This window comes from Micromonospora sp. NBRC 110038 (assembly GCF_020884815.1).
Classification (GTDB): Bacteria; Actinomycetota; Actinomycetes; order Mycobacteriales; family Micromonosporaceae; genus Micromonospora; species Micromonospora haikouensis.
Window position 1 is genome coordinate 541,579 of record NZ_BBOL01000001.1, and the last position, 23,750, is coordinate 565,328.

Annotated in this window: 28 protein-coding genes and 1 tRNA gene; 12 read left to right on the top strand and 17 right to left on the bottom strand. The window is 75.8% G+C overall.

From position 1 onward, the window contains the following. Position 1: 1 nt before the first annotated feature. The 4 genes from LPU61_RS02270 to LPU61_RS02285 all read right to left on the bottom strand — a co-directional run bounded on the left by LPU61_RS02270 (position 2) and on the right by LPU61_RS02285 (position 4,002). Positions 2 to 799: a DUF4253 domain-containing protein gene (locus LPU61_RS02270; protein WP_229403935.1), complete on the bottom strand. Its 798-nt coding sequence runs from the start codon at positions 797 to 799 to the stop codon at positions 2 to 4. Between the two features lie 66 nt (positions 800 to 865). Next, positions 866 to 1,528 (bottom strand): response regulator transcription factor, encoded by a 663-nt coding sequence (locus tag LPU61_RS02275; protein WP_043962191.1) that lies wholly within the window; start codon positions 1,526 to 1,528, stop codon positions 866 to 868. Continuing rightward, the gene (locus LPU61_RS02280) at positions 1,516 to 2,826 is read right to left on the bottom strand and encodes a histidine kinase (RefSeq protein WP_043962192.1); all 1,311 of its coding nucleotides are present in this window, start codon (positions 2,824 to 2,826) and stop codon (positions 1,516 to 1,518) included. The genes LPU61_RS02275 and LPU61_RS02280 overlap by 13 nt, the downstream gene beginning before the upstream one ends. A 108-nt stretch (positions 2,827 to 2,934) precedes the next feature. Continuing rightward, positions 2,935 to 4,002, bottom strand: a complete 1,068-nt coding sequence (locus tag LPU61_RS02285) for an LCP family protein (RefSeq protein WP_082106216.1) — start codon at positions 4,000 to 4,002, stop codon at positions 2,935 to 2,937. A 115-nt stretch (positions 4,003 to 4,117) separates the two neighbouring features. On the opposite strand from LPU61_RS02285, the gene LPU61_RS02290 reads away from it, so the two are divergent. Together LPU61_RS02290 and LPU61_RS02295 are read left to right on the top strand one after the other, a co-directional pair. Next, positions 4,118 to 4,951 (top strand): class I SAM-dependent methyltransferase, encoded by an 834-nt coding sequence (locus LPU61_RS02290; RefSeq protein WP_229403936.1) that lies wholly within the window; start codon positions 4,118 to 4,120, stop codon positions 4,949 to 4,951. Positions 4,952 to 5,020: 69 nt separating this feature from the next. Then, entirely contained in the window at positions 5,021 to 6,052 is a 1,032-nt protein-coding gene (locus LPU61_RS02295; RefSeq protein WP_229403937.1) for an expansin EXLX1 family cellulose-binding protein, read from the top strand. 103 nt (positions 6,053 to 6,155) lie between these two features. On the opposite strand, the gene LPU61_RS02300 is transcribed toward LPU61_RS02295, so the two are convergent. The 4 genes from LPU61_RS02300 to bcp form a co-directional block, all read right to left on the bottom strand. Further along, on the bottom strand, positions 6,156 to 6,707 hold the full coding sequence (locus LPU61_RS02300) for a GNAT family N-acetyltransferase (protein ID WP_229403938.1): 552 nt from the start codon (positions 6,705 to 6,707) through the stop codon (positions 6,156 to 6,158). A 162-nt stretch (positions 6,708 to 6,869) separates the two neighbouring features. Then, positions 6,870 to 6,957, bottom strand: a tRNA-Leu gene (locus tag LPU61_RS02305). Positions 6,958 to 7,037: 80 nt separating this feature from the next. Further along, entirely contained in the window at positions 7,038 to 7,619 is a 582-nt protein-coding gene (locus LPU61_RS02310; protein ID WP_043962197.1) for a pyridoxamine 5'-phosphate oxidase family protein, read from the bottom strand. Between the two features lie 237 nt (positions 7,620 to 7,856). Then, positions 7,857 to 8,333 carry a thioredoxin-dependent thiol peroxidase gene (bcp, locus tag LPU61_RS02315; protein WP_043962198.1) on the bottom strand — a complete coding sequence of 159 codons (477 nt, stop codon included), beginning with the start codon at positions 8,331 to 8,333 and terminating at the stop codon, positions 7,857 to 7,859. A gap of 330 nt (positions 8,334 to 8,663) precedes the next feature. On the opposite strand from bcp, the gene LPU61_RS02320 reads away from it, so the two are divergent. From LPU61_RS02320 to LPU61_RS02335, 4 genes are read left to right on the top strand one after another with little or no spacing between them, the layout of a single operon-like run. Further along, on the top strand, positions 8,664 to 9,383 hold the full coding sequence (locus LPU61_RS02320; protein WP_043962199.1) for an energy-coupling factor ABC transporter permease: 720 nt from the start codon (positions 8,664 to 8,666) through the stop codon (positions 9,381 to 9,383). Further along, positions 9,380 to 9,826 (top strand): PDGLE domain-containing protein, encoded by a 447-nt coding sequence (locus tag LPU61_RS02325; RefSeq protein WP_229403939.1) that lies wholly within the window; start codon positions 9,380 to 9,382, stop codon positions 9,824 to 9,826. Before LPU61_RS02320 ends, LPU61_RS02325 begins: the two co-directional genes overlap by 4 nt. Before the next feature lie 11 nt (positions 9,827 to 9,837). Then, positions 9,838 to 10,608 (top strand): cobalt ECF transporter T component CbiQ, encoded by a 771-nt coding sequence (gene cbiQ, locus LPU61_RS02330; protein WP_043962201.1) that lies wholly within the window; start codon positions 9,838 to 9,840, stop codon positions 10,606 to 10,608. Continuing rightward, positions 10,605 to 11,363, top strand: coding sequence for an energy-coupling factor ABC transporter ATP-binding protein (locus LPU61_RS02335; protein WP_229403940.1), 759 nt, complete (start codon positions 10,605 to 10,607; stop codon positions 11,361 to 11,363). Before cbiQ ends, LPU61_RS02335 begins: the two co-directional genes overlap by 4 nt. Here the strand turns inward: LPU61_RS02335 and LPU61_RS02340 are convergent. The 4 genes from LPU61_RS02340 to LPU61_RS02355 all read right to left on the bottom strand — a co-directional run bounded on the left by LPU61_RS02340 (position 11,353) and on the right by LPU61_RS02355 (position 14,420). After that, positions 11,353 to 12,510, bottom strand: coding sequence for a hypothetical protein (locus LPU61_RS02340; RefSeq protein WP_229403941.1), 1,158 nt, complete (start codon positions 12,508 to 12,510; stop codon positions 11,353 to 11,355). The two genes, LPU61_RS02335 and LPU61_RS02340, sit on opposite strands and share 11 nt — an antisense overlap. After that, positions 12,507 to 13,223 carry a thioredoxin domain-containing protein gene (locus LPU61_RS02345; protein ID WP_043962203.1) on the bottom strand — a complete coding sequence of 239 codons (717 nt, stop codon included), beginning with the start codon at positions 13,221 to 13,223 and terminating at the stop codon, positions 12,507 to 12,509. Before LPU61_RS02345 ends, LPU61_RS02340 begins: the two co-directional genes overlap by 4 nt. After that, on the bottom strand, positions 13,216 to 13,737 hold the full coding sequence (locus tag LPU61_RS02350) for a MauE/DoxX family redox-associated membrane protein (protein ID WP_043962204.1): 522 nt from the start codon (positions 13,735 to 13,737) through the stop codon (positions 13,216 to 13,218). The genes LPU61_RS02345 and LPU61_RS02350 overlap by 8 nt, the downstream gene beginning before the upstream one ends. 68 nt (positions 13,738 to 13,805) lie before the next feature. Further along, positions 13,806 to 14,420: a sigma-70 family RNA polymerase sigma factor gene (locus LPU61_RS02355; RefSeq protein WP_043962206.1), complete on the bottom strand. Its 615-nt coding sequence runs from the start codon at positions 14,418 to 14,420 to the stop codon at positions 13,806 to 13,808. A gap of 108 nt (positions 14,421 to 14,528) precedes the next feature. Here LPU61_RS02355 and LPU61_RS02360 point away from each other — a divergent pair, with 108 nt between their 5' ends. The 4 genes from LPU61_RS02360 to LPU61_RS02375 all read left to right on the top strand — a co-directional run bounded on the left by LPU61_RS02360 (position 14,529) and on the right by LPU61_RS02375 (position 18,371). Then, on the top strand, positions 14,529 to 15,188 hold the full coding sequence (locus LPU61_RS02360; protein WP_082106217.1) for a zf-HC2 domain-containing protein: 660 nt from the start codon (positions 14,529 to 14,531) through the stop codon (positions 15,186 to 15,188). After that, the gene (locus LPU61_RS02365; protein ID WP_229403942.1) at positions 15,185 to 16,846 is read left to right on the top strand and encodes a copper resistance CopC/CopD family protein; all 1,662 of its coding nucleotides are present in this window, start codon (positions 15,185 to 15,187) and stop codon (positions 16,844 to 16,846) included. Before LPU61_RS02360 ends, LPU61_RS02365 begins: the two co-directional genes overlap by 4 nt. A gap of 14 nt (positions 16,847 to 16,860) precedes the next feature. Then, positions 16,861 to 17,589 carry a YcnI family protein gene (locus LPU61_RS02370; protein WP_229403943.1) on the top strand — a complete coding sequence of 243 codons (729 nt, stop codon included), beginning with the start codon at positions 16,861 to 16,863 and terminating at the stop codon, positions 17,587 to 17,589. A 155-nt stretch (positions 17,590 to 17,744) separates the two neighbouring features. After that, a complete protein-coding gene (locus LPU61_RS02375; RefSeq protein ID WP_043962209.1) occupies positions 17,745 to 18,371 on the top strand; it encodes a hypothetical protein in 627 nt (208 codons plus the stop codon). Positions 18,372 to 18,552: 181 nt separating this feature from the next. On the opposite strand, the gene LPU61_RS02380 is transcribed toward LPU61_RS02375, so the two are convergent. Next, positions 18,553 to 19,842 carry a glycosyltransferase 87 family protein gene (locus LPU61_RS02380; protein WP_043962210.1) on the bottom strand — a complete coding sequence of 430 codons (1,290 nt, stop codon included), beginning with the start codon at positions 19,840 to 19,842 and terminating at the stop codon, positions 18,553 to 18,555. A 67-nt stretch (positions 19,843 to 19,909) separates the two neighbouring features. Here LPU61_RS02380 and orn point away from each other — a divergent pair, with 67 nt between their 5' ends. Continuing rightward, positions 19,910 to 20,506: an oligoribonuclease gene (gene orn, locus LPU61_RS02385; RefSeq protein ID WP_229403944.1), complete on the top strand. Its 597-nt coding sequence runs from the start codon at positions 19,910 to 19,912 to the stop codon at positions 20,504 to 20,506. A gap of 31 nt (positions 20,507 to 20,537) precedes the next feature. Here the strand turns inward: orn and LPU61_RS02390 are convergent, their stop codons facing one another. Next, complete coding sequence (locus LPU61_RS02390) at positions 20,538 to 20,732, bottom strand: DNA repair protein (RefSeq protein WP_229403945.1); 195 nt, start codon at positions 20,730 to 20,732, stop codon at positions 20,538 to 20,540. 234 nt (positions 20,733 to 20,966) lie between these two features. Here LPU61_RS02390 and LPU61_RS02395 point away from each other — a divergent pair, with 234 nt between their 5' ends. Further along, entirely contained in the window at positions 20,967 to 21,629 is a 663-nt protein-coding gene (locus LPU61_RS02395) for a GNAT family N-acetyltransferase (RefSeq protein WP_199485984.1), read from the top strand. A 210-nt stretch (positions 21,630 to 21,839) separates the two neighbouring features. On the opposite strand, the gene LPU61_RS02400 is transcribed toward LPU61_RS02395, so the two are convergent. From LPU61_RS02400 to LPU61_RS02410, 3 genes are read right to left on the bottom strand one after another with little or no spacing between them, the layout of a single operon-like run. Next, positions 21,840 to 22,538, bottom strand: coding sequence for a TetR family transcriptional regulator (locus tag LPU61_RS02400; RefSeq protein WP_229403946.1), 699 nt, complete (start codon positions 22,536 to 22,538; stop codon positions 21,840 to 21,842). Next, a complete protein-coding gene (locus LPU61_RS02405) occupies positions 22,480 to 22,992 on the bottom strand; it encodes a thiol-disulfide oxidoreductase DCC family protein (protein WP_229403947.1) in 513 nt (170 codons plus the stop codon). Before LPU61_RS02405 ends, LPU61_RS02400 begins: the two co-directional genes overlap by 59 nt. Beyond that, on the bottom strand, positions 22,989 to 23,555 hold the full coding sequence (locus LPU61_RS02410; RefSeq protein WP_229403948.1) for a hypothetical protein: 567 nt from the start codon (positions 23,553 to 23,555) through the stop codon (positions 22,989 to 22,991). The genes LPU61_RS02405 and LPU61_RS02410 overlap by 4 nt, the downstream gene beginning before the upstream one ends. Between the last annotated feature and the right edge of the window lie 195 nt (positions 23,556 to 23,750).

A 23,750-nucleotide genomic window follows, 5' to 3' on the forward strand; every position in this document is an offset into this window, starting at 1 on the left:
GTCAGTCCCACCAGAACGACCAGCTCTGCATGCCCCGGATCTCCTCCGCGTACGCGGCCAGCGAGCCGCTGCCCTGCCGGACGTTGTCGGGGCAGAAGGCGAGGTGCTCGGCGGCGACCCGCAGGGCGTGCTCGGGCGTGGTGGGCGGGGCGGCCACGCTGAGGTGGAGGGTGTCGAAGCCGACCCCGACCACCAGCGCGCCGAAGCGCTCCGCCCAGCTGCGCAGCACCGCCGTGAGCTGGCCACCGGCGTCGAGGTGGTGCACCGGCCCCGTCCAGCCGGTGGCGGCCGGCGCGTCCGCGCCGCCGGCGGCCGGCACCAGCCCCAGCCGGGTCTCCCCGAGGTATTCGGTGTCGCTGAGCAGGAAGTCCACCAGGTCGTCGGCGACGTCGCCGGCCGGCTCCCCCGGCTCGCCGGACGCGGCCAGGCCGGGCCAGTGCCGGCCGAACGGGGCGGTGGCCTCGGCCAGCTCGGGGTCGTCGTCCTCGGACACGCAGCCGTCCCACCAGTGCGCCAGCAGCTCCGCCGGGTCGTGGCCGCCCCGTGGCGGCCGGCGGGCCGGGGCCACCTCCCCGTCGACCCAGGGGCGGTGCGGCTGGCCGCCCAGGCCGCTCAGCAGCAGCGGCCACAGCCCCGTGCCGGGGTGGTTGCGCCGGAACTGCGCCCACATCTCGGGCTCGGCCGCAGCGTCGCTCAGCCAGTAGCGCGGCGGCCCGCCCGCCTGCGGCGTGATCAGGCGGCCGGGGGGCAGCTTTCCGGCGGGCAGCGCGGCCAGCAGCCGGGGCAGGTCGTCGGGCATGGGCGGCAGCCTACGGACCGGGTCCGACGTTCCCCGGCCCCGGCGGCGCGACCGGGGCGGAGCCGGTCAGGACGGGGTGCCGCGCAGGTAGGCCAGGACGGCCAGCACCCGGCGGTTGGTGTCGTCGCTGGGCGGCAGGTCGAGCTTGGCCAGGATGTTGCCGACGTGCTTGCCGACCGCCGCCTCGGTGACGTGCAGCCGCGCGGCGATCGCCGCGTTGGAGTGCCCCTCGGCGACGAGCGCGAGGACCGCACGTTCCCGGGCGGTCAGGGCGGCCAGCGGGTCGCGCGGGCGGTGCAGCAGGTGCCGGACCACGTCGGGGTCGATGGCGGTGCCGCCGTCGACGACCCGGCGCAGGGTCCCGGCGAACTCGGTGACGTCGGCCACCCGGTCCTTGAGCAGGTATCCCACCCGCCGGCCGTCGCCGCTGTCGAGCAGCGCCGACGCGTACTCGGACTGCACGTACTGGCTGAGCACCACGACGGCGAGCCCGGGACGGCCGCCCCGGAGGGCGACCGCCGCGCGCAGCCCGTCGTCGCGGTGGTGCGGCGGCATCCGGATGTCGGTGACGAGCAGGTCCGGCCGGTGGGCCTCGACCGCGTCCCGCAGGGCCGGAGCGGAGCCGACGGCGGCGACCACCTCGAAGCCGAACCGGCCCAGCAGGGCGACGAGGCCCTCCCGGAGCAGGACCTCGTCCTCGGCGAGCACGACGCGGGTCACGGTCGGCACGGCAGCTCCACCCGGACCAGGGTGGGTCCGCCGGCCGGGCTGGCCAGCAGCAGCCGCCCGTCGGCCGCCGCGACCCGGTCGGCGAGGCCGGTCAGCCCGGTTCCCCGGGCCGGGTCCGCGCCGCCCCGGCCGTCGTCCTCGACCTCGACGACGAGGTGCCGGTCGGTCTGGGTGAGCCGCACCTCGGCGTGGGCCGCGTCGGCGTGCGAGGCGACGTTGGCCAGCGCCTCGGACACCACGTAGTAGGCGGTGGTCTCGACCGGCTCCGGGACCGGCCGGGGCAGGTCGGCGTGCACGTCCACTCCGATGGCGGCCTCGCCGGCCAGTTGCCGGGCGGCGCCGGCCAGGCCGAGCTCGGTGAGCTGCTGCGGGCGGATGCCCTGGGCGATCTGCCGCAGCGTGACCATCAGCTCCTTGGCCTGCTCGTGCGCCACGGCCAGCGGCCGGGCGGCCGGCGAGTCGTCGGGTACGTCGAGCCGGGCCAGTCCGAGCTGGACGGTGAGGCTGGTCAGCCGGGGCTGCGCCCCGTCGTGCACGTCGCGTTCGATGCGGCGGCGTTCCGCCTCGTACGCGTCGACGAGGCGGGCCCGGGAGCGGGTGACCTCGCGCAGCGCCGCCGGCTCGGCGGGCGGGCCGGCGAGCAGCCGGCGGGCGACCGTGGCCTGGCCGGCGACGAGCAGCCCGGCCAGATACCAGAGCACGGGCAGGAACAGGGCGGCCCCGATCGCGTACGGCACCGCCTCGCGGGGCGTGTCGACCGTCGTCCACACCACGACGACGTCGTTCGTGCCGTCGACCAGCCAAGGGCTGGCCAGGAGGGTGAGGTCGAGCAGGGCCAGCACCGCGAACGTCCAGTACGCCGCCGGCACCACCGCGCCCAGCCAGCAGGCGTACGCCACCTCCCGCCAGGCGGCGGCGTCGGTGTACCGGGCGGCCAGGGTGCCCACGACGTCGCCGGAGAACGGCCGCCGGGCGGGCAGCGGGCGGGAGTCGACCACGCCGAGGCGCCACCGCTCGAACCCGGCCACCGGGGCGCTCACCAGCGGGGCCACGGCAGCCAGGGCCAGCCCCGCCACGGCGAGGAAGACGACGACGGGCAGCTCGACCGGGCGACCCTGGCGGACCGCGTTGAGCACCGCCACCGCCGGGGCCACGACGACGCCGAGGCCGAGCGCCAGCACCCCGGCGACCGGCACGGTCGTGCCGGCGTAGGCCAGGGCCCGCCAGGGCCACCAGGAGACCAGGTATCCGGGGCGGCGCAGCGCCGCCGCCAGGTGCGGGGATCGGTTCGTCGTCATGCCGTCACGCTAGGGCGGCGGCAGCGGCCGACCCAGCCGGCTGGGTCCACTCCGAGGGTAGGCCCAGCCCCACCTTTTCCGGCCGGTCCACCCCTTCCGCCGGGGCGGTCACGAGCCGGCGGCGACGATCTCCTTGACGGCGTCGCGGCGGACGGCGTCGTAGAGGGTGCGCGCCCGGCGGTCGTCGGCGAAGACGACGCTCTCGCTGCCGACGGTGCCTGTGCCCCGGCTGGGCGAGGTGAAGAAGAACAGGTTGCCGCCGCGCAGCCCGCGCAGCTGGGTCGCCATGTCCAGCAGCGACATGCCCCGGTCGACGGAGACCGAATCCGACGTGGCCCGCACGAACGCGTTGAGCCGGCCGGGGTTGGCGAGGATGCCGCCGGACGCGGCCCGGTCGAGGATCGCCTTGATGACCTGCTGCTGGTGCCGGATCCGGGCGAAGTCGCCGTCGGCGAACTGCTTGCGCTGTCGGGCGTAGTCCAGCGCCGTCTCGCCGTCCATGAGCTGCGGCCCCTGCCGGAAGGTGCGGAACGGCGGGTGGATGGAGGTGAACGTCTTCTCCGAGGTGATCTCGACCCCGCCGAGGGCGTCGATGATCTCCCGGAACCCCGCGAAGTCGACAAGCACCACGTGGTCGATGCGGACGCCGGTGAACTGCTCCACCGTCCGCACCATCAGCGGCACCCCGCCCCAGGCGTACGCGGCGTTGATCTTCGCCTCCCGGCCGCCGTGCCGGCCGTCGGCCGAGCGGGGGACCGGGACCCAGGTGTCCCGGGGGATCGAGATCAGCTCCGCGCTCGACCGGTCCTTCGGCAGGTGCGCCACGATGATCGTGTCGGTGCGCGACCCCTGGGTGCCGTCCGGGTCCCGCGAGTCGCTGCCCAGGACCATGACGTTCAGCGCGCCCCGGGCCACCGCCGCCGGCCGCTCCTGCTCCGGCACCTCGGCGAACGCGTCGACCCGGTCGACGCCGCGCTCCACCGACCGCAGCCACAGCGCCCCGGCGACCGCGCCACCCGCGCCCAGCAGCACCACGGCGAGCAGCGCGACCAGCGCGATCCGCCCCCACCGGCGGCGCTTCGGGCGCGCCCCGGCACCCTCCGGCGTGGACGCTGCGGCGGGCGGGTCGGGCGGGCCGCCCGGGGTCGGTGCGGCCACCTGCTCGGGACGGGACATGGCGGCGATGCTATCGACGCGCCGCGCCCCGCACGTGCCCGTACCGGCCGGTCCGGGGCCGGGCGACCGTGAAGTTCGCCACCCGTTGTTTCCCCGGACCTGGTACAACCCTCCCGTGGACGCAACGAAGCTCCGGCGGGCCATCGCCCGCACCCGGCTCGCCCCGGTCGCCGCCTTCCCCAAGCGGCTCGCCCGGGTGGCCCGGCACGACGCCAAGGTGCTGCGCGCCTCCGCCCGCTGGCTGGTCACCTCCCGGGAGCACCACAACTACACGTACGAGCTGACCAAGCTGAGCCGGCACCACCTGTCCTGGTTCGTCAGCGTCGTCTGCGACGTGCCGGTGGGCCGGGTGCGTGGCTGGTTCGCCGAGATCGAGGGCGACGACGAGCTGCGCCGGCACATCGAGCGGGCCACCGCGGAGGCGTCCCGCCGGGGCCTGGCCGACCGCGAGGTCCGCTACGCGCGCCGGATCGGCTGGTACGCGATGGTCCGCGCCACCCGTCCCGCCCACGTCGTGGAGACCGGCGTCGACAAGGGGCTGGGCAGCTGCGTGCTGGCGGCGGCCCTGCTGCGCAACGCCGACGAGGGCCACCCCGGCCGGGTCACCTCGCTGGACATCAACCCCGAGGCCGGCTACCTGGCCCGCACCGCACCCTGGTCCGGGGTCGTCGACCTGGTGGTCGGGGACTCCGTCGCCTCGATCGGCGCGCTCGACCGGCCCGTCGACCTCTTCCTGCACGACAGCGACCACAGCCGTGCCCACGAGAAGCGCGAGTTCGACGCCGTCGAGCCGAAGCTGGCCCCCGGCGCGCTGCTGCTCACCGACAACGTCACCACCACCAACGTCCTCGCCGAGCACGCCGAACGCACCGGCCGGCGGTTCCTCGCCTACCGGGAGACCCCGGCCCGGCACTGGTATCCGGGCGACGGCATCGGGGCCGCCTGGTGACGCCCGGCGTCTTAGCTTTGGCTTAGCCGGCTTGTCCCCGACGCCGGGGGTCCGGCAGCATCGACCGGCGTGACCGACGGAAGCGCGCCCACGGACGCCCCCCATCCCGCCGGCGGCCCCGGCCGCCGCCGCGCCCCGCGTCCCGGCCGGTCCCGCTGGCTCGCCGCCGGTGGGGTGGCCGTCCTCGCCGGCGTCCTCGGCCTGACCCTCGCCCTGCGCGCCGGCGCCACCCCGGCCTGCGCCGCCCCGCCCGCCGCCGTCCCGCTCGGTGTCGCCGCGCCGGTCGCCGCCGCGCCGCCGGTCGGCGGGACCGTCCACAAGGGCAAGGCCACCTTCTACGACTCCAAAGGCGCCGGCGGCAACTGCTCCTACCCGAGCGCCCCGGCGAACCGGCTCTACGTGGCGCTCGGCCCGACGGAGTACGCCGCCGGCGCGGCCTGCGGTGGCCACCTCGACGTGACGGGCCCGAAGGGCACGGTCCGCGTCCTCGTCATGGACCAGTGCCCCGAGTGCGCGCCCGGTCACCTGGACCTCTCCCGCGAGGCGTTCGCGCGGATCGCCGACCCGGTGCAGGGCATCGTCTCCGTCAGCTACCGCGCGGTGGTCGACCCGCCGCTGCCCGGCCCGCTCACGTTCCGGATCAAGGAGGGCGCCTCGCGGTACTGGTTCGCCGTGCTGGTCGCCGACCACGGCAACCCGCTGCGCGCCGTGGAGGTGCGCCAGGGCGACTCGGGCGGGTGGCGGGCCGCCGCCCGGCAGGACTACAACTACTGGCTGATCGAGTCCGGTGCCGGCCCCGGCCCGTACTCGATCCGGGTCACCGACGTCTACGGCCACCGCGTCACGGCAGGCGGCATCCGGCTGGCACCCGGGCAGGTCCAGCGCGGCACGGTCAGGATGTACGGCGGCGGCGCGCCGGCCGGCGGCGGTCGACCGGCCGCCCGCTCGGCGTCGCCCCGGCCCAGCGCCTCGCCGACGCCCCGCGCGACGTCCCCGCGCCCGTCGCCGTCGGCCGCCCCGGCCTCATCCAGCCCGTCGGCCCCGGACGCGCCCGTCGTGCCGCTCGCCGCCGAAGCGCCCGCCGCCGGCTGCGGCAACTGACCCGGAGTCTCGTCGGCGTCCCCACCTGGCCGGGCGGGGATGTTGGCTGGCTCCGCTACCCGACACGCCGCCGCGATTGCACCGCAACCGGCCATTGATCGGACTACCGCGACGCCTTCCCAGGAGCGGGGCCGCCGGCGGTGAGGTCCAGCCACATCAGGATCTCGTCGCGGTCGTCGCCCGGGGCGACCCGCAGCGCCCCCGGCAGCCGGCCCACCTCCCGGTACCCGAGCCGCGTGTAGAACCGCTCCAGTCCCAGCCCGCCCCGCACGGTCACGTGCAGCGCCTCCCGGCCCAGCTTCCGGCCGAGCCGTTCCGCCTCCCGCATCAGCGCCGACCCGTACCCCCGGCCCTGCGTGCCCGGGTGCACCATCACCCGCTTCAGCACGCACCAGTGGGCCTTGAGGTCGAACCGGTTGTCGGCGAAGACCAGCACGGCCTGCGGCCGGTCACCGTCGTAGCCCACGAGCAGCCGGTCCGGGCCGCCGACGATGCCGGCGAATGTCGCCTCGGCGACGGGGCGGACGTCGGCCGCGGTGACCGGCGGCACGAAGCCGACCGCGCCGCCGGCGTTGGTGACGTCCACCCACAGGGCGACGATCTGTGCGCGCAGCTCGGCGGTGAGGTCGGGGTCGAGGACGAAACGCAGGCTCACGTCGCCATCCTGGCCCCGCCGTCACCCGCCGGCCGCACGATCGTGACACGCACAACAGCCGCACCAGGTGCCGGACGGGTTACTGGGGCCGGCGGGTCGCGACGGAGCCGGCCGGAGCATCGACCGACCCGTCGACCGCGATGACGCGCGTGATGGAACCCGTGGTGCGGGAGAGGGGACTCGAACCCCCACGTCCTCACGGACACAGGAACCTAAATCCTGCGTGTCTACCCAATTCCACCACTCCCGCCTGCCCGAGGAGTCTAGAGGGTTCGGCGTCCCTCGTGTTAGCACCGTCCGGCAGGCGGACCGCCCGGATCCCGCCCGGACTCAGGTGACCGGGACCGGCGCGCCGCCGCTGCCGCCGTGCGCCGGGTCGTGGGCGGGCGCGTTGATCTCGACCGGCGGCGGGAACCGCGTCACGAAGTCGCACAGCGTGACGTGGGTCGGCTTGATGGTGATCACCGCCATGTCGGTCGTGTGCGCGCGTTTCTGCTGCTCCCAGCCCGGGGCCAGGCTCTTGTCCGCGAACATCCGCCAGGACGCCTTGACGTGCACGTCCGGGACCCCGGGGTGGACCTCGATGGACGCCGTGCCGCGCACCAGCATGACGACGGGCGTGTAGTCGGAGACGGTCGGGCCGAGTTGCGCCGCGACCTTCCGCCGCACCTCCGCCGAGTACGTGTCGACGCTGAAGGAGACCTGCGGATGCGCCGCGATCGCCCGCACCTTGTACGCGGTCGTCGGGCTGGCGAACTGGAACGCCTCGCCGTTCCACAGGTACGCGACCGGCACCGTGCGCGGGTGACCGTCCAGGCCCACGTAGCCGAGCCGCATCGCGACCGGCGACTCCAGCAACGTCTGGGCCACCGGATCGGTGTTCACCAGGTGCACGATTTCGGCGTAGTCCACAGCTGCCCCTTCCCCGCGCGGATGCCGGCAGCCGTCCTCGTCCCGGTGCCCACGTGCGACGGGCCCGCGATCCCCGGCGTGACCGGCCGTAGTCTGATCGCTACCAGGAAAGTATCGACGGCGGGTGGCGCCCCGGCCATCTCGCTGCTTGCCGTTGTGACCCGACGTGCGGCGCGGGGCGTGGGGGTGTCGGGCCTCCGGCGGGGGCGTCGCCGGGTCACCCGGCCGCCGGGCTGCTCAGTCGAGGCCGAGGTCGCGGCGCAGCTTGGCGACGTGGCCGGTGGCCTTGACGTTGTAGAGCGCCCGCTCGATCTTGCCGTCGGGGTCGATGACGAAGGTGGACCGGATCACCCCGGTCACCGTGCGCCCGTAGGACTGCTTCTCGCCGTACGCGCCGTAGGCGGTGAGCACCGCCCGGTCGGTGTCGGCGACCAGCGGGAAGGTGATGGCGTCCCGCTCGCGGAACTTCGCCAGCTTCTCCGGCTTGTCCGGCGAGATGCCGACCACCTCGTAGCCGGCGGACCGGAGCGAGGCGAGCGAGTCGCGGAAGTCGCACGCCTGCTTGGTGCAGCCGGGGGTCATCGCGGCGGGGTAGGCGTACAGGATCACCGTCCGGCCGCGCAGGTCGGCCAGGGAGAGGGTCTCGCCGGTGTCGGTCGGCAGGCTGAACTCGGGCGCGGGGTCACCGGGGCTGAGGCGGGCTGGCGCGGTCATGGCCGAACCCTACCGCCGCCCCGGGCTGCCGGTCCGACGCCGCCCCGGGCTGCCGGTCCGACGCCGCCCCGGGCTGCCGGTCCGACGCCGCCCGCCATGTCGCCGACATCGCGGGATCCCGGGGTAGGTGATGGCCCCATGTCGCCGACATGGCGGGCGGGGCGCGCGCGGCGGCCCCGGCCCCGCGCGCGTCCCGGCCCCGCGCGGCGGTCCCGGCCGGGCGGTGATCAGCGCCTCGACGCTGTTGCCAGGGATTGGCAACAGCCCATCCATGGAAATAGGCTGGGCCGAGCCGGCGTGGACGCTCCCGCCGGGCCTCCGGGAGGTCGAGTGGAAACCCTGGCGATGCACATCTCCAACGGCATCGTGAACGGCCCGGTCGCCGCCGTCTTCGCCGCGTTCGCCCTGGCCGTGCTGACCCTCTGCGTGCTGCGCGGCCGGCGCGACCTCGACGACCGGCTCGCCCCGATGGCCGGGCTCGTCGCCGCGTTCATCTTCGCCGTCCAGATGCTCAACTTCCCGATCTTCACCGCCGGGGTGAGCGGCCACCTGCTCGGCGGCGCGCTCGCCGCGCTGCTGGTCGGCCCGTGGGTCGGCGCGCTCTGCGTGGCGGTCGTGCTGGTCGTGCAGGCGCTGGTCTTCGGCGACGGCGGGGTGGCGATGCTCGGCCTGAACGTCACCAACATGGCGGTCCTCGGCACCGCGGCGGCGTACCTGCTGATCGCCCTGCTGCTGCGGGTGCTGCCGCGCACCCCGGCCGGCCTCGCCGTGACGGCCTTCGTCTCGGCGCTGGTCAGCGTCGTGGTCGCGTCCCAGGGCTTCGTGCTCCAGTACTGGCTGGGCGGCACCACCGACCTGGGCGGCAACCTCGCCGGCCTGGCCGGCACGATGGCCGGCGTCCACCTGCTCATCGGCATCGGCGAGGGCCTGATCACCGCGACCACGGTGGTCACCGTCGCCAAGGTCCGCCCCGATCTGGTGTACGCGCTGCGCGCCCTCAGGCCGGCCGCGCCGGCTCCCGTCGTCCCGGTCGCCGGAGGTGCCCGATGAGCAAGCGTCCCTGGGGTTTCGTCGTCGGCGGGCTGCTGGTCGCCCTGCTGTTGGCGGGCGTGGTGAGCAACTACGCCTCCTCGCATCCCGACGGGCTGGACTCGTCGCTGCTCAAGGGCTGCACGGTCGACGCCGAGGGGGAGATCACGGGCGGCAGCTGCCCCGCCCAGCAGGAGCGCGACCACGAGCTGGCTGACAGCCCGCTGGCCGACTACGGCGTCCGCGGCCTCGACAACGACTTCCTCTCCACCGGGCTGTCCGGGGTGCTCGGCGTGCTGCTCACCTTCGCCGTGGGCGGCGGCGTCTTCTGGCTGCTGCGCCGCCGCGGCCCACAGCCGCCGACGGCCGACGTGTCCGGCGGCGAGCCGGCCGCCGACCGGCCGCAGGGCCGGGCCGCAGAGAGCCCGGCCGCCGACGCGTCGCGCGTCGCGCGGTCCCGGTAGGCGACCCGACGATGGGGGCCGGTCACGCGCACGTGCTCTACCGGGAGGCGACCTCCCCGGTGCACCGCCTGCCGCCGGAGGTGAAGATCGCCGCGATGGTGCTGTTCACCCTCGCCGTGGTGGCCACCCCCCGCACGGCGTTCTGGGCGTTCGGCGGGTACGCCCTGCTGGTCGCCGCCGTGGCCGCGCTGGCCCGGGTCGGGCCGGGCTGGCTGCTCAGCCGCGCGGCGATCGAGCTGCCGTTCGTGCTCTTCGCGGTCGCGCTGCCGTTCCTCGGTGCGGGCGAGCGGGTCGAGGTGGCCGGGCTGGCCCTGTCCGTCGACGGGCTGCTCGGCGGCTGGAACATCGTCGCGAAGGGCACGCTGGGGGTGCTCGCGTCGCTCCTGCTGGCCGCGACCACGACGACGCGGGACCTGATCGTCGGCCTGGACCGGCTGCGCTGCCCGCAGATCGTCACCCAGATCGCCACGTTCATGCTCCGCTACCTGGACGTGCTGGTCGGCGAGGCCCGCCGGATGCGGGTGGCCCGGGTCTCCCGGGGCGACGACCCGCGCTTCCTGTGGCAGCTGCGCGGCTTCGCCGCCGGGGTCGGCGCGCTGTTCCTGCGCGCGTTCGAGCGCGGGGAGCGGGTCTACCTGGCGATGCTGTCGCGCGGCTACTCCGGCCGGATGCCGGCGGTGTGGCAGGGCGCGGGCGCGGCGAGCGCGGGGCAGTGGCTGGTCGGGGCGACGGTGCCGCTGGTCGCGGCCGGGATCGCCGCGACCGCCGTCGCCCTGACATGATCGGGGACGTGCAGAACCCGGCTCCCCCCTCCCTGGACGTGCGCGGCGTCCGGTACGCGTACCCGGACGGGCACGTCGCCCTGCACGGGGTCGACCTGACCGTGGCGCGCGGCGAGCGGGTGGCGCTGCTCGGGCCCAACGGCGCGGGCAAGACGACGCTGGTGCTGCACCTCAACGGCATCCTCACCGCCGCCGAGGGCGCGGTGAGCGTCGGCGGGCTGACGGTGAGCCGCGACCGGGACACCCTCGCGGAGATCCGCCGCCGGGTCGGGATCGTCTTCCAGGACCCGGACGACCAGCTCTTCCTGCCCACGGTCGCCGAGGACGTGGCGTTCGGCCCGGCCAACCTGGGCCTGCGCGGGGCCGAGCTGGCCGCCCGGGTCGACGAGGCCCTCGCGGCGGTGGGGATGGGCGAGCACCGGGACCGGGCCCCGCACCACCTGTCGTTCGGGCAGCGCCGCCGGGTGGCGGTGGCCACCGTGCTGGCCATGCACCCGGAGATCCTGGTGCTGGACGAGCCGTCGTCCAACCTCGACCCGGCGGCCCGCCGGGAGCTGGCCGAGATCCTGCGTGGCCTGCCGGTGACCCTGCTGATGGTCACGCACGACCTGCCGTACGCGCTGGAGCTGTGCGACCGGTCGGTGATCCTCGACGGCGGGCGCATCGTCGCCGACGCCGACACCCGGGAGCTGCTGGCCGACCGGGAGCTGCTGGCGGCGCACCGCCTGGAGCTGCCCTACGGCTTCACCCCCTGACCGGCTCCGCCGGGGCGGGGACGGCCGGGTGGGCGGCGGCGCGGAGGCGGAGCAGGCCGGCCGCCGTGGCGCCGGCCCCCGTGGCCAGGATCAGGACGAGCAGGGTGCGGGCCAGCCCGCCGGGCCAGGGGAGCGGGGGGACCGAGCGGGCGAGGACGGCGACGTTGGTGACCCCGGCGAACAGGGCGAGGCACGCCCCGGCCAGCGCGAGGGCGAAGTCGGCGGCGGGGCGGCGGGCCAGCGCGTACCCGCCCGCCGCGAGCGCGCCGAGGCCGGTGAGCAGCGCCCAGATCTGCCCGCCGAGCAGGCCCAGCAGCACTCCGCCGACGCCCGTGGCGCCCGCGTCCAGCTCCCGGCCCACGGTGAACACGATCGCCGCGACCCCGCCCGCCGCCAGCGCCGCGCCGGCGCCGGCGAGCGCCCGCGCCCCGAGCGGGGTGCCGGCCGCCAGCAGCCCGGCGGAGCCGACCAGCAGGAAGCCGAGCGTGGCCGCCACCCACCAGGGGTACGCGTCGGGCGGCGGCACCCAGTCGAGGGTGCCCCGGATCTCCACCGGCTCGGCGCCGTCGCGCAGCGGCACCACCCAGTCCCGCACCCGCTGCTCACGGGTCGGGTCGGCGCGCACCGCCGCCGGCGGGGCCGACTCCTGCCAGCGGGCCCGCCGGTCGTGCCAACGGGCCGTCGGCCCGTCGCCGACGCGCCGCCAGTCCGGGGCGGCGGCCGGGTCCGCCTGGGCGGGCAGGGCCGTGTCCCCGGCGAGGGTCCGGTTGAGGTACGTCGCCGGGGAGCGGCTGTTCTCGTACACCCCGTCCGGCCCGACGCGCAGGTACGGCTCGCCGGTGTAGCCGATCACCTCGATCGGCCGCCCGGTGCGGTTGACCAGCTCCAGCCGCGCCCCGCCCTCCACGACGCGGGCGGTCAACCCGGGCCGGGCCGGCGCGACGCCGGTCACCTCGGCCCGGTAGTCCGTGCCGTCGGGTGACTCCCCGCCGTGCGCGGCGGCCGGCGTCGCCGTGGCGAGGACGGCGGCCAGCCCGGCGAGCACGCCGGCCAGCCGGGCGACGACGGCCGGCCCGGCCGCGCCGGCGCGGCGGTCCAGCCCGGCCGGGCGGCCCAGCCCGGCGCTGCGGGGCGGGGCGGGATTCACTTGCTGGCCGCCGCCACCGCCGCCGTGAGGCCCGCGGGCGACCGGTCGGCGACCTCCGCGCCGTTGACCTTGACGGTGGGCGTGCCGGTGACGCCGGCCCGGCTCGCGTCGTCGGTGACGTGCTCGGTCCACGCCTTGTACGTCCCGTCGGAGACGCAGGAGGCGAAGTCGTCCCGGTTCAGCCCGACGCCCGCGCCGATGTCGACCAGCTCGTCGTCGCTGAGCCCCGCGCCGCCCTCGGGCGGCTGCTTGGCGAACAGCGCCTTCGCGTACTCCTGGAACTTGCCGCCCTTCGCGGCGCAGCCGGAGGCGGCGGAGGAGCGGGTGGAGTATTCGGTCGTGGAGAACCGGTTGAGGTAGGCCACGGGGTGGAACACCACCCGCGCCTTGCCCTCGCTGACGAGCTGGTCGATCGTCGCGCCGCTGGTCTGCTGGAACTGGTTGCAGGCGGGGCAGAGGAAGTCCTCGTACAGGTCGATGGTGACCGGGCCCGTCCCGTACGCGATGCCGGTGCCGGCCTCGTTCGCGCCCGGCGGGGCGGTGAAGGTGTCGGAGCGCTGGCTGGACCAGACGGCCCAGCCGATCCCGCCGGCGATGACCAGCACGGCGACCGCCACCAGCGACGTCCAGAGGGTGCGCTTGCGCCGGCGCTCCCGGGCCAGCTGCTCGCGGACCACCCGGGCGGCGTCCTTCTGCCCCTTGCGACTACTCATCATCGTCCTCCACCGGTGGGCCCGCGAGCCAGCCGTCGACGGAGACGGGGGTGCGGGGCCAGATCAGCAGGAACCCGGCCAGGGCCAGGAATCCCAGGTCCCGGAGGATCTCCGGGAGGTAGCTCGGCGCCTGCCCGGCGGCGAGCTGCCCGCCGCTGCCGAAGCAGCCGCAGTCGATGGCCAGGCCGCGCGACCAGGCCGAGGCGATGCCGGCGACGAAGACGACCAGCAGGGTCGCCGAGATCCCGGCGGCCAGGCGGGTGGCCAGGCCGAACAGCAGCAGCGCCCCGAGGGCCAGCTCGACGAAGGGCAACGCCGCGCCGATCACCGTCGCGACGTCGTACGGCATGACCTGGTACGCGTTGACGGCACGCCCGGAGGCGGCCAGGTCGCCGACCTTGGCCCCGCCGGCGATCAGCCAGACGGCGGCCAGGCCGAGCCGGGCGGCGACGCCGAGCCAGGGCCGGACGGCGGCCCAACGGGCGGCCCCGGTGTTCGATGCGGTCACGGTCATTGGTCGTCCCGGGCCCGACGGAGGTTCCCCGTCGCGCAGGAGTTCCCGGTCACGGCCGGCGTTTCCGGTCATCCGGCCAGCGCGTCGCCGGCCGCCTCGACCAGGTCGTGGCGGGCCCGGGCCACGCGGGAGCGGATGGTGCCGACCGGCACCCCCTCCACGGCGGCGGCCTCGGCGTACGACAGGCCGAGCAGTTGGGTGAGCACGAACGCCCCCCGCCGCTCGGCGGGCAGCCGGCGCACCAGGTCGGCCGCGCCGAGCTGCCCCGCGGGGTCCGGGTGCGGCAGGTCGGTGTGGGCGTGGCTGGCCAGCCGTTCGGCGAGCCGGCGGCGGCGGACCACGACGCGCAGGTGGTCGGCGCAGGCGCGGCGGGCGATGCCGAGCAGCCAGGTGCGGGCGCTGGACCGCCCCGCGAAGGCGGGCAACGCCCGGAACGCCCGCAGGTAGGTCTCCTGGGTGAGATCGTCGGCGGTGTCGGGGTCGACCAGCGCGGCGGCGAACCGCCACACCTCGGCCTGGGTGGCCCGGACGAACGCCGCCTGGGCGGCCGGGTCGCCGTCGCGCGCGGCCAGCGCCCAGCCGGTCGCCGGGTCGGGCTCGCGTGCGGTCGCCGGGTCGGGGGCACGACCGCGGGCCGGGTCGGTGGGACCGTCGGCGGCGGGCTCGCGCGGCGCGGGGATCACGTCAGACCACGGTACGCGGCGTGCCGGCGGTGGGCAGGGTCCTTCGACCCTTCCGATGACGTGGCACACTCCGGGAACTTTTTCGGTGCGCTGCCCGACCACCCTCCTATGACTTGCGACGACGTCCGCGTGGCGCTGTCGGCGCGGCTCGACGGCGAGGACCCGCAGGCGTCGCCGGCGGCGCTGGACGCACACACCGGCTCCTGCCCCGACTGCCGGTCCTGGCTGGCCAGCGCCGAGCAGGTGACCCGCCTCACCCGGCTGCGCCCGGTGCGGGTGCCCGACCTCACCGCGTCCGTGCTGGCGGCGGTCGCCGCCGAGCGGGCCACGGCACGGGCCGCCGCCGCCGCGACCGTGCGCGCCCGACGCCAGCTCCTGCGGGTGGCCGTGGCGGTGGCCGCGGTCGCCCAGCTCGCCGTGGCGCTGCCCGTCCTGGTCGGCGGCTTCGGGGTGGGCGCGGACGCGCACACCGGCCGGGAGATGGCCTCGTTCGACGTGGCGCTCGCGGTGGGCTTCGCCCTCGCGGCGTGGCGGCCGGAGCGGGCCCGGGCCTTCCTGCCGGTGGCCCTGGTGCTGGCGCTCTGCCTGGCGGCCACCAGCGCGCTGGACATCGCCAACTCGACCACCGCCCTGGTGCACGAGGCCGGGCACTTGGCGGCCGTCGTGCAGGCGGGCCTGCTGTGGGCCCTGGGGCGCGTCGGCGGCGAGCCGAACCGCCCGCTGGGGCTCGCCGATCGGCCGGTTCATCGGCGAGCATGGCCGGCATGACTGCTGCCACTCTCCGGCCCCACCGCCGGCTCGCGCGCCTCGGCGCGCTCGCCGGTCTGCTCGTCACCGTCGTCGCCCTGCTGCTGGCCCCCGCCACCCCCGCGAGCGCCCACGCCGTGCTGGTGAGCAGCAGCCCGGCCGCCTCCGCCGTGGTGCCGAGCGCGCCGTCCGAGGTGGTGCTGACGTTCAGCGAGCCGGTGCGCAAGGTGGCCGGGAAGATCCGGGTGATCGCCCCGGACGGGGCGCGGGCCGACCGGGGCGAGCCGTCGTTCTCCGACACGGTGGTGACCATCCCGGTGGACCCGTCGGCGGGGCGCGGGACGTACCTGATCAGCTACCGGGTGATCTCGGCGGACAACCACCCGATCTCCGGCGCGTTCACCTGGTCGGTGGGCGCGCCGTCGACCCCGCCGACGGACAGCGGGTCGGACACCCGGGCCGACCCGGTGGTGGAGACCGGCGTCAAGGTCGCCAAGTACCTGGGCTACGCCGGCCTGCTCCTGCTGGTCGGCCCCGCGCTGGTGCTCGGCGCGCTGTGGCCGCGCCGGCTCGACCGTCGTGGCCCGGCCCGGCTCGCCTGGGTGGGGCTCGGTGTGCTGGCGTTCGCCACGCTGGCCGAGCTGTGGCTCCAGGTGCCCTACACCGCCGGCGGCGGGCTGTTCGACGTGACCGGCGCGGGCTTCGGCGACGTGCTCGGCGGCACGTACGGCACGGCGCACCTGGTCCGGCTCGGCCTGCTCGCGGCGGCGGCGTTCCTGCTCCGCCCGCTCTTCGCCGGCCCGGTGGGGCGCACCGACGCGATCATCCTGGCGGTCCTCGGCGGCGCGGCGCTGTTCACCTGGCCGCTGGCCGGGCACCCGGCGGCCTCGCCCGCACCGGCGGTGTCGGTGGTGGTCGACGCGGTGCACCTGGGCAGCATGGCCGTGTGGCTGGGCGGGCTGGTGATGCTCGGCGGCTTCCTGCTGCGCCTGGCCGACGAGCGGGAGCTGGGCGCGATCCTGCCCGTCTGGTCGCGCTGGGCGGCGCTGTCGGTCGCGGCGCTGCTGCTCGCCGGCACCGTGCAGGCGCTGATCGAGGTGGCCACCCCGTCGGCCCTGGTCGACACCACGTACGGGCGGCTGGTGCTGGCCAAGATCGTGCTGTTCGCGCTGGTGATCGGCGTGGCCGCGTACTCCCGGGCGCTGGTGCGCCGGCGCACCGCCGCGGCCCACCCGGCCCCGGTGCGCCGGGCGGTCTGGGTCGAGCTGGCGATCACGGCCGTGGTGCTCGGCGTGACGGCGACCCTGGTGCAGACCCCGCCGGCCCGCAGCGCCGCCGAGGTGGCCGGTACGCCGGACACGTTCTTCACCACCACGCTGTCCAGCCCGATCTACTCGCTCCAGGTGGAGCTGGACCCGGCCGGGCGGGGCAACAACTCGATGCACCTGTACGCGTACACGTCGGACAACCGGCCGCAGCCGGTGGCCGAGTGGAAGGCGACCGCCGCGCTGCCGTCGGCGGGCATCGAGCCGATCGACATCCCGCTGCTGCCGCTGACCGACAACCACGCGTCCGGGGAGATCAACCTTCCCGCCTCGGGGGAGTGGCAGTTCCGCTTCACCGTCCGGATCTCGGACATCGACCAGGCCACGGTGAGCGCCACCGTGCCGATCCGTTAACGAAAGGTATTCCCATGCTCCGTCACCGGCGTTCCGTAACCGCCGCCGCCCTGGCCCTCGGCGCTGTCGCCGCCGTCGTGCTCGGCGTGGCCGCGCCCGCCTCGGCGCACGTCTCGGTCAACCCGAAGGAGGCGACGCAGGGCGGCTACGGCCGGTTCGCGTTCCGGGTGCCGAACGAGGGCGACGAGGCCTCGACGACCAAGGTCGAGGTGGTGCTGCCGGAGAACGCGCCGGTCGGCTCGGTGTCGACGATGCCGGTGCCGGGCTGGACGGTGGCGGTGGAGAAGCGCAAGGTCGACCCGCCGGTGCAGGTGCACGGCAGCGAGGTCACCGAGGCGGTGGCGAAGATCACCTGGACGGCGACCGGGGACGCGGCGGTGAAGCCGGGCCAGTTCCAGGAGTTCCCGGTGTCGATGGGGCCGCTGCCGCAGGTGGACACGATGGTGTTCAAGGCGCTCCAGACCTACTCCGACGGCACGGTGGTGCGCTGGATCGAGGAGCCGACCGCCGGGGCGGAGGAGCCGGAGAACCCGGCCCCGGTGCTCACCCTGACCGCTGCCGCCCCGACGGAGGGTGCCCCGGCTCCGGCGGCGCCCGCGGCGGCGGCGGACGACGAGGACGACTCCGAGGGCGGGGCGGGCCTCGCGTTCGGCGTCGCGGGGCTGGTCGCCGGGCTGGCCGGGCTGGTCCTCGGCGGGCTCGCGTTCGCCCGCACCCGGCGGAGTCCTGCCGCGACGAGCTGACCCCGGGCTCCCGCCCGTCGGCCCGCCGGTCCACCCGGCGGGCCGGCCCGTTTCCGGCCCCCGTCGTACGCCGTTGCTGCTGATATCGGGCCGATTGCGCCTTTTGCGCCGGTAAGGTCGGCCGGGTACTCAGGCCACGGAAGGGAACGACACGGATGCGGATCGCTCGCGCGCTCGCCGGCATGCTGCTGCTCACCATCGGTCTCCCGGCGCTACTGGCCGCGGGTGTGCTCGGCGTCCTGTCCCGGCACTCCGACGCCGCCGGCGGGTTCACCGTGGGATTCGGGGTGGTCGCCCTCCAGGCGCGCGCGACCGCCGACTGGTTCCCGGCGGCCGCCTGGCTGCTGGGCGTCCTCGGCGTCCTGCTGGTGGCGTCCGCCGCGCTGCTGCTGCGCCCGGCGCGACCGCGCGAGGTGGTCTTCGTGGTCGAGCCCGACCAGGTCCCGGTGCTCGCCGACCGGCTCGGGGTGACCTCGCTCAGCGGGCTGGGCGCGCGCCCCGTGCCGGCCCCGGCCGTCGTCGCCGACCGGCAACTGGTCGCGGTGGGTGCGTCGGCCGAGCGGCCCCGCCCCGCGCTGGGGCCGGCACCGGCCCGCCGCCCGGTCACCCTCGCCGACCTGGCCCCGGCCCGCCCGGCGTCGCCCTCGGGGCCGGCGTCGTCGGCGCCTGCGGGTCCGCCGGCCTGGCCGCCGGCCGCGCCGGAGGCCACCACCCGTCCGGTACGCGTCGAGCCGCGCCGCATCCGCCCCGCCGCGCCCAGCGCCCGCCGCCGGCACCCCTGATCCGGGGGCTTCGCGGGGAGGTGAGAGGGGAACCCCTCTCGACCGTGGACGTCAAGCGGGGCCCTTCCTTGCGCGGCAAGCGAGCGGCCCTCCGTGCTGCCGACACGGAGGGCCGCCTGCACCGGGGGATCGGTGCCACGGGGGATGCCCGAGGTATGGGTAAGATTAACCGGTAACGACGCTACTCGGGAGAAGTGTCCATTTGGCGCGATTTTTCGCCCTGGTGGGCGGACGCCGGGGCGGGGCGGGCGACGGGCAGGGCCACCACCAGCAGCAGGCTCAGCAGCACGTACGTGTTGCGCGCCAGGAACTCCCCGGGCGAGTCGGTGGGCACCGGGGCCACCCCCCAGTCGTGGAACGACACCACCCCGTAGACGATCAGCGCGCCGGTGCCGACGGCCAGGCCGGCCAGCCACCGTCGCCGCCGCGCCCCGGCCGGCGTCGTCGGGTCCGTGCCGAGCGCCGCGTCGGCCAGCAGCACCACCGCCGGCACGAACCAGTAGATGTGATGGGTCCAGGTGATCGGGCTGACCAGCGCCCCGACCAGGCCCGTCAGCGTCAGGCCGGTCAGCGCGTCCCCGGCGCGGGCGGCGCGGGCGGCCCGCCACAGCCCGTACCCGGCGACCAGCAGGGCCAGCGCCAGCCACAGCACCCGGCTCGGCTCGGCGGGCGCGGTGAGCCGGCTGAGCAGACCGAACAGCGACTGGTTGCCGGTGTAGTCGGTGCGCCCGACCCGGTCGGTCGCCCACAGTTCGTGGGTGAAGAACCGCCACGAGTCCGCCGGTGCCACGGCCGCGGCGAGCAGCGTGGCGCCGGCGGCGGTCGCCGAGGCCACGGCCGCGTCCCGCCACCGCCGGGTGGCCAGGAGGTAGACGATGAAGATGCCGGGGTAGAGCTTCAGCGCGGTGGCCAGCCCGACGCCTACGCCCGCCCAGCGCCGCCCCTGCGGCACGGCGAACAGCAGGTCGGCCAGGATCAGCACGACCAGCAGCATGTTGATCTGGCCGAAGGTGATCGTCTCCCGGGTGCTCTCCACGGCGAAGACCAGCAGCACGCCGACGGTGACGGTGAACACCCGGGGCAGCCCGTGCCGGGCGACGACCGGGGCGAGCAGCCACCGCGTGGTCACCACCACGCCGAGCACGGTGAGCACCGTGAAGACCGCGATCGTCAGCCCCAGCGGCAGCAGCGCGAAGGGGCGCAGCAGCAGCGCGCTCACCGGCGGGTAGGTGAAGTACAGCTCGCCCTGCACCCGGTCCGGCTGCACGTAGTCGTAGAGCGGGTGGCCGGCGGCCCACCAGTCCATCGCCCGCATGTAGATCTTGAGATCGAGGAAGTCGTGCTTCAGGCCCGGCAGGTACAGCGCGGGCAGCACGGCCGCCAGCGCCAGCACCGTGACCAGCCGGCGGACCCGGCGGCCGCCCGGTTCGGCGACGGTCACGGAGGGTGGCGCGATCGGTTCAGCTGGCACGGGGAAACCCTAGCGGTCCATCCCGCGTACGGTGCCGAGGCGCGAGGGTGTGGGCTGCGCGTAGGCTGTGCGCGTGGCTGATCTCCTCGTCTGGATCGACTGTGAGATGACCGGGCTGGACCTCGGCAGGGACGCCCTGATCGAGGTCGCCGCGCTGGTCACCGACCCCGACCTCAACGTGCTCGGCGACGGGGTCGACGTGGTGATCCACGCCGACGAGGCGGCGCTGGCGGCGATGCCGGAGATCGTCCGGACCATGCACGGCAAGTCCGGGCTGACCGAGGAGGTCCGGCGCTCCACCGTGACCCTCGCCGAGGCCGAGGACCTGGTGCTCGACTACGTCACCAGCCATGTGAAGGAGGCCCGCTCCGCGCCGCTGTGCGGCAACTCGATCGCCACCGACCGGGGTTTCATCGCCCGGGACATGCCGCGCCTCGACGCCCACCTGCACTACCGGATGATCGACGTCTCCTCCATCAAGGAGCTGTGCCGGCGCTGGTATCCGCGGGTCTACTTCGGGCAGCCCAAGAAGGGGCTGGCCCACCGGGCGCTGGCCGACATCCGGGAGAGCATCCGCGAGCTGGAGTACTACCGGCGGACGGTCTTCGTCCCGCTGCCCGGCCCGGACGTGGACAGCGCGAAGGCCATCGCCGCCCAGCTCTGAGCCCACCCGGCCCGCGTCGGTTCGGGGCGGGTCAGCGGGCCGTGAGGCCGCGCCGGGTGGAGAAGCCGGCCGGCAGCCGGTTCAGCTCCGCCCAGGACAGCGCCGGCCGCACGCCGCGCACGTTGCGGGCCTCCCGGTATGCCGGCTGTGCCGGGAACCACCCGCGCGCACCCCGCCAGCGCCGCTCGGCGTCCTGCTCGTGTCGGTCCTCAGGCAGTTTCGGCATGACCATACCGTCCCAAATAAAGTTGTACATGTATGGAAATAGATATGACGTGGTCGGAGCGCCTCAGGTTCCCGCCGTCGGCAGCGTGACGACGCACCGCCGGCCGGCGGCGGTGCCGCCCCACGTCTACCCGTCCGCCCCGGGCCTCAACCAACCCGCGCACCATCGCGAGCCCACCGGCGTACCGTGATCATGTCGGCGCCCCCCGGCGGGCGCTGCGGAGGGAGGCGACCGGTGGGCGACCGGCGGCTGTACCTGCACCTGGTGACCTGGCTCGGGCAGTGGCCGCCGGGCCCGGGGCTGCACGTGGTCGGCTCGTACCGGCGTGACCTACCCGCCTGGGACGGCCGGCTCCGCCCGGCGATCGCGGTCGGCGACGGGCGCGGCACGGTGCTCTCGGTCGCGCCCCGGCACGTCCCGGAGGTCCGGGCGCTCGCCGCCCGGTCGCACCGGCGGCTGCTCGCCGGCCTGCCGGTCGCCGTCGCGCACCCCCGCTGGGTGTCCAACGACGACGTGTTCCGGTGGACCCTGGCCCCCGCCCCGCTGCCGGAGGTGGGGGAGTGGATCGCGCCGACCGAGCCGGGACTGCCCCGGTGGCTGGGGCTGTTCGACCGCGAGGTGCTGGTGGTGCGGGACGCCGACGGGCGGTACCTGGCCGGCGTGGCGATCAAGCGGCACGACGCGCACGGCCACGAGCTGGCCGTCGGCACCGTGCGGGCGGCCCGGGGCCGAGGGCTGGCCCGGCGGCTGGTGGCCCAGGCCGCCCGGCGGGTGCTCGACGAGGGGGCCGTGCCGACCTACCGGCACGACCCGGCCAACGGCGCGTCGGCGCGGGTGGCGGAGGCCGCCGGCTTCCCGGACCGGGGCTGGCGGTCGTACGGGGTCTATCCCCCGTGAGCCGGGCGCGGACCGTGGATCCCGGGCCGGATCCACGGTCCGCGCGGCCTCCCCCCAGGTCCTCCCTCGGCGCGGCCGGTCGCTCCCGCCGGCCGCCGTCCCGCCCATGACGCTACGTAATGAGATCGGCGGTGGGCAAGGGTAGTCGGCGGGTCGGCGGTGTCGTCTAGTGGACTTGACCTGCGACTTGGCGTGGCGCCGGATCGAGCGTCAGTGACGCAGCGTGCGGATCAGGGTGATCGCCTGGCGGGTGGCCGGCCGCAGCACCCGCAGCCGGGACAGGCCGACGAGCCGGTCGACCAGCGGCACCGCCCCGTCGACGAGCTGCCGGGTCTTCGCCTGCCCGGGGGAGCGGTCGTGCACCCAGTAGAGGACCACCCCCAGGTACGCCAGCCAGAGCAGCTCGGGCAGCTCCGGGCGCAGTTCGGGGTCGACCTTCGCGGTCGAGCCGTCGAGCACCTCGCGGAACAGCGCCACCGACGCCTGCCGGGGCGCGGCGGACTCGGCGGAGAACGGGCTCAGCGGCGACGTCGGCTCGGCCGCGGTCTTGAAGAACGTCCCGGCGAACTCGTGGTACGGGGTGAGCACGTCGATGCCGGCGTGCAGCACCCCGGCCAGCCGTTGCCCGAACTCGGTCTCCTGCGCCAGCACCGCCGCCGCGGCGGCCCGGTGCTCCACCTGCGTGCCCGCGTAGAACTCCTGGATCAGGTGGTCCTTGGACCCGAAGTAGTAGTACGCGTTGCCGACCGCGACGCCCGCCTCCTGGGCGATGGCCCGCATGGTGGTGCGGGCGTAGCCGCGTTCGCGGAACATCCGCAGCGCGGTGTCCAGGATCAGCCGCCGCGTCTGCTCACCCCGGACGGTCGCCGCCTCGCCCGCAGCGGTCGTCGGCGCAGTCTGCTCGGTCATCGTCGTCACCGTATCCCGGGTCGGGGCCGACCGATCCGTCCCACTCTTCGCGGACCAGCCCGCGGACCGACGAGGCGGCGGCCACCACCCGCCGGGCCAGCGGCATGAGGTGCGGCCGGGCCAGCCGCTCGGCCGTGGCCCGGTGGTCCGCCAGCGCCCACAGGCAGGCGAACCAGGCCCCGTCGCCCGCGTACACCTCGCCGGTGTCGGCCACCACGGTCAGGTCGCGCAGCGTGGCGTCGTGGTCGAGGCCGGGGAAGCGCCGCCGGGCCTCGACCGACCCGGCCGGCACGAACTCCAGGGGTACGAGCTGGGCGCGCGTGGCCAGCCAGCGTCGGGCGGCCCGGCACAGCGGGCAGTGCGCGTCGTAGAGGACGGTGAGGCCGCCGATCCCACCGCCCCCGTGTGCGGTGGGACCGGCGTCGCCCGCCGGAACGGCCGGGTGCCCGCTCATCGGGCCGGCGGGACCGGGCCGGCGCCCGTCGCGCCACCGTGCGGAGCGGCCGGGGGCCCGGCAGGCCGCGGGCCGGCGGGGTGCGGGCCGGCGGGGTGCGGGCCGGCGGGGTGCGGAGCGGCGGGGTGCGGGGCGACCGGGTACGGCGCGTGCGGGCCCGGCTGGGCGGGCGGTGGGGCGAGCCGGGCGACGGGTGCCACCGGGGGGTGCGTGGCGAGCTGGCGCAGCCGGCCCCGGCGGTAGCGGCCGAGCGCGAACACGTTGAAGAAGTGCAGCGCGCCGAGCACCAGCAGCACCAGCCCCACCTTCAGGGACAGCTCCTCCATCGCCTGGCTGGTGCCGGTGACCGGGTCGCGGTGCCGCATCGCCACCGTCACGTAGCCGAGGTTGAGCAGGTAGAAGCCGACCACCAGGAGGCTGTTCACGGCGCGGGCCAGCCGCTCGTCGGCGAAGACCTCCTCCAGGAAGACCAGCCCGTTGCGGGACAGCGACCGCGCCACCCAGACGGTCAGGCCGATGCTGACCGCGAGGTAGACCAGGTACATCCAGACCTTGACGTCCATCCCGGCACCTTCCTTGAACACGTTCAAATTCAGGTCGCCCTCAGCGTAGGGCACACTTTGAACACGTTCAAGAGTGGGCCGTGGAGTCGATGATCGTCTGTCGGTTGGTGAGACGACACGCCGCGGCTTCTCTCGCGGAACAGCAGACGATCATGGCCCTCCGCCCCCGGCCTGGTCCCGGTGGCGGTGGCTCGG

Bases quoted from the DNA above. Each gene is read 5' to 3' on its own strand.
- LPU61_RS02270 (WP_229403935.1), bottom strand. From the start codon at position 799: ATGCCCGACGACCTGCCCCGGCTGCTGGCCGCGCTGCCCGCCGGAAAG.
- LPU61_RS02375 (WP_043962209.1), top strand. From the start codon at position 17,745: ATGCGGATCGCTCGCGCGCTCGCCGGCATGCTGCTGCTCACCATCGGT.
- LPU61_RS02325 (WP_229403939.1), top strand. From the start codon at position 9,380: ATGAGCAAGCGTCCCTGGGGTTTCGTCGTCGGCGGGCTGCTGGTCGCC.
- LPU61_RS02280 (WP_043962192.1), bottom strand. From the start codon at position 2,826: ATGACGACGAACCGATCCCCGCACCTGGCGGCGGCGCTGCGCCGCCCC.
- bcp (WP_043962198.1), bottom strand. From the start codon at position 8,333: ATGACCGCGCCAGCCCGCCTCAGCCCCGGTGACCCCGCGCCCGAGTTC.
- LPU61_RS02360 (WP_082106217.1), top strand. From the start codon at position 14,529: ATGACTTGCGACGACGTCCGCGTGGCGCTGTCGGCGCGGCTCGACGGC.
- LPU61_RS02345 (WP_043962203.1), bottom strand. From the start codon at position 13,223: ATGAGTAGTCGCAAGGGGCAGAAGGACGCCGCCCGGGTGGTCCGCGAG.
- LPU61_RS02370 (WP_229403943.1), top strand. From the start codon at position 16,861: ATGCTCCGTCACCGGCGTTCCGTAACCGCCGCCGCCCTGGCCCTCGGC.
- LPU61_RS02350 (WP_043962204.1), bottom strand. From the start codon at position 13,737: ATGACCGTGACCGCATCGAACACCGGGGCCGCCCGTTGGGCCGCCGTC.
- LPU61_RS02390 (WP_229403945.1), bottom strand. From the start codon at position 20,732: ATGCCGAAACTGCCTGAGGACCGACACGAGCAGGACGCCGAGCGGCGC.
- LPU61_RS02400 (WP_229403946.1), bottom strand. From the start codon at position 22,538: ATGACCGAGCAGACTGCGCCGACGACCGCTGCGGGCGAGGCGGCGACC.
- cbiQ (WP_043962201.1), top strand. From the start codon at position 9,838: ATGGGGGCCGGTCACGCGCACGTGCTCTACCGGGAGGCGACCTCCCCG.
- LPU61_RS02285 (WP_082106216.1), bottom strand. From the start codon at position 4,002: ATGTCCCGTCCCGAGCAGGTGGCCGCACCGACCCCGGGCGGCCCGCCC.
- LPU61_RS02365 (WP_229403942.1), top strand. From the start codon at position 15,185: ATGACTGCTGCCACTCTCCGGCCCCACCGCCGGCTCGCGCGCCTCGGC.
- LPU61_RS02410 (WP_229403948.1), bottom strand. From the start codon at position 23,555: ATGGACGTCAAGGTCTGGATGTACCTGGTCTACCTCGCGGTCAGCATC.
- LPU61_RS02335 (WP_229403940.1), top strand. From the start codon at position 10,605: ATGATCGGGGACGTGCAGAACCCGGCTCCCCCCTCCCTGGACGTGCGC.
- LPU61_RS02405 (WP_229403947.1), bottom strand. From the start codon at position 22,992: ATGAGCGGGCACCCGGCCGTTCCGGCGGGCGACGCCGGTCCCACCGCA.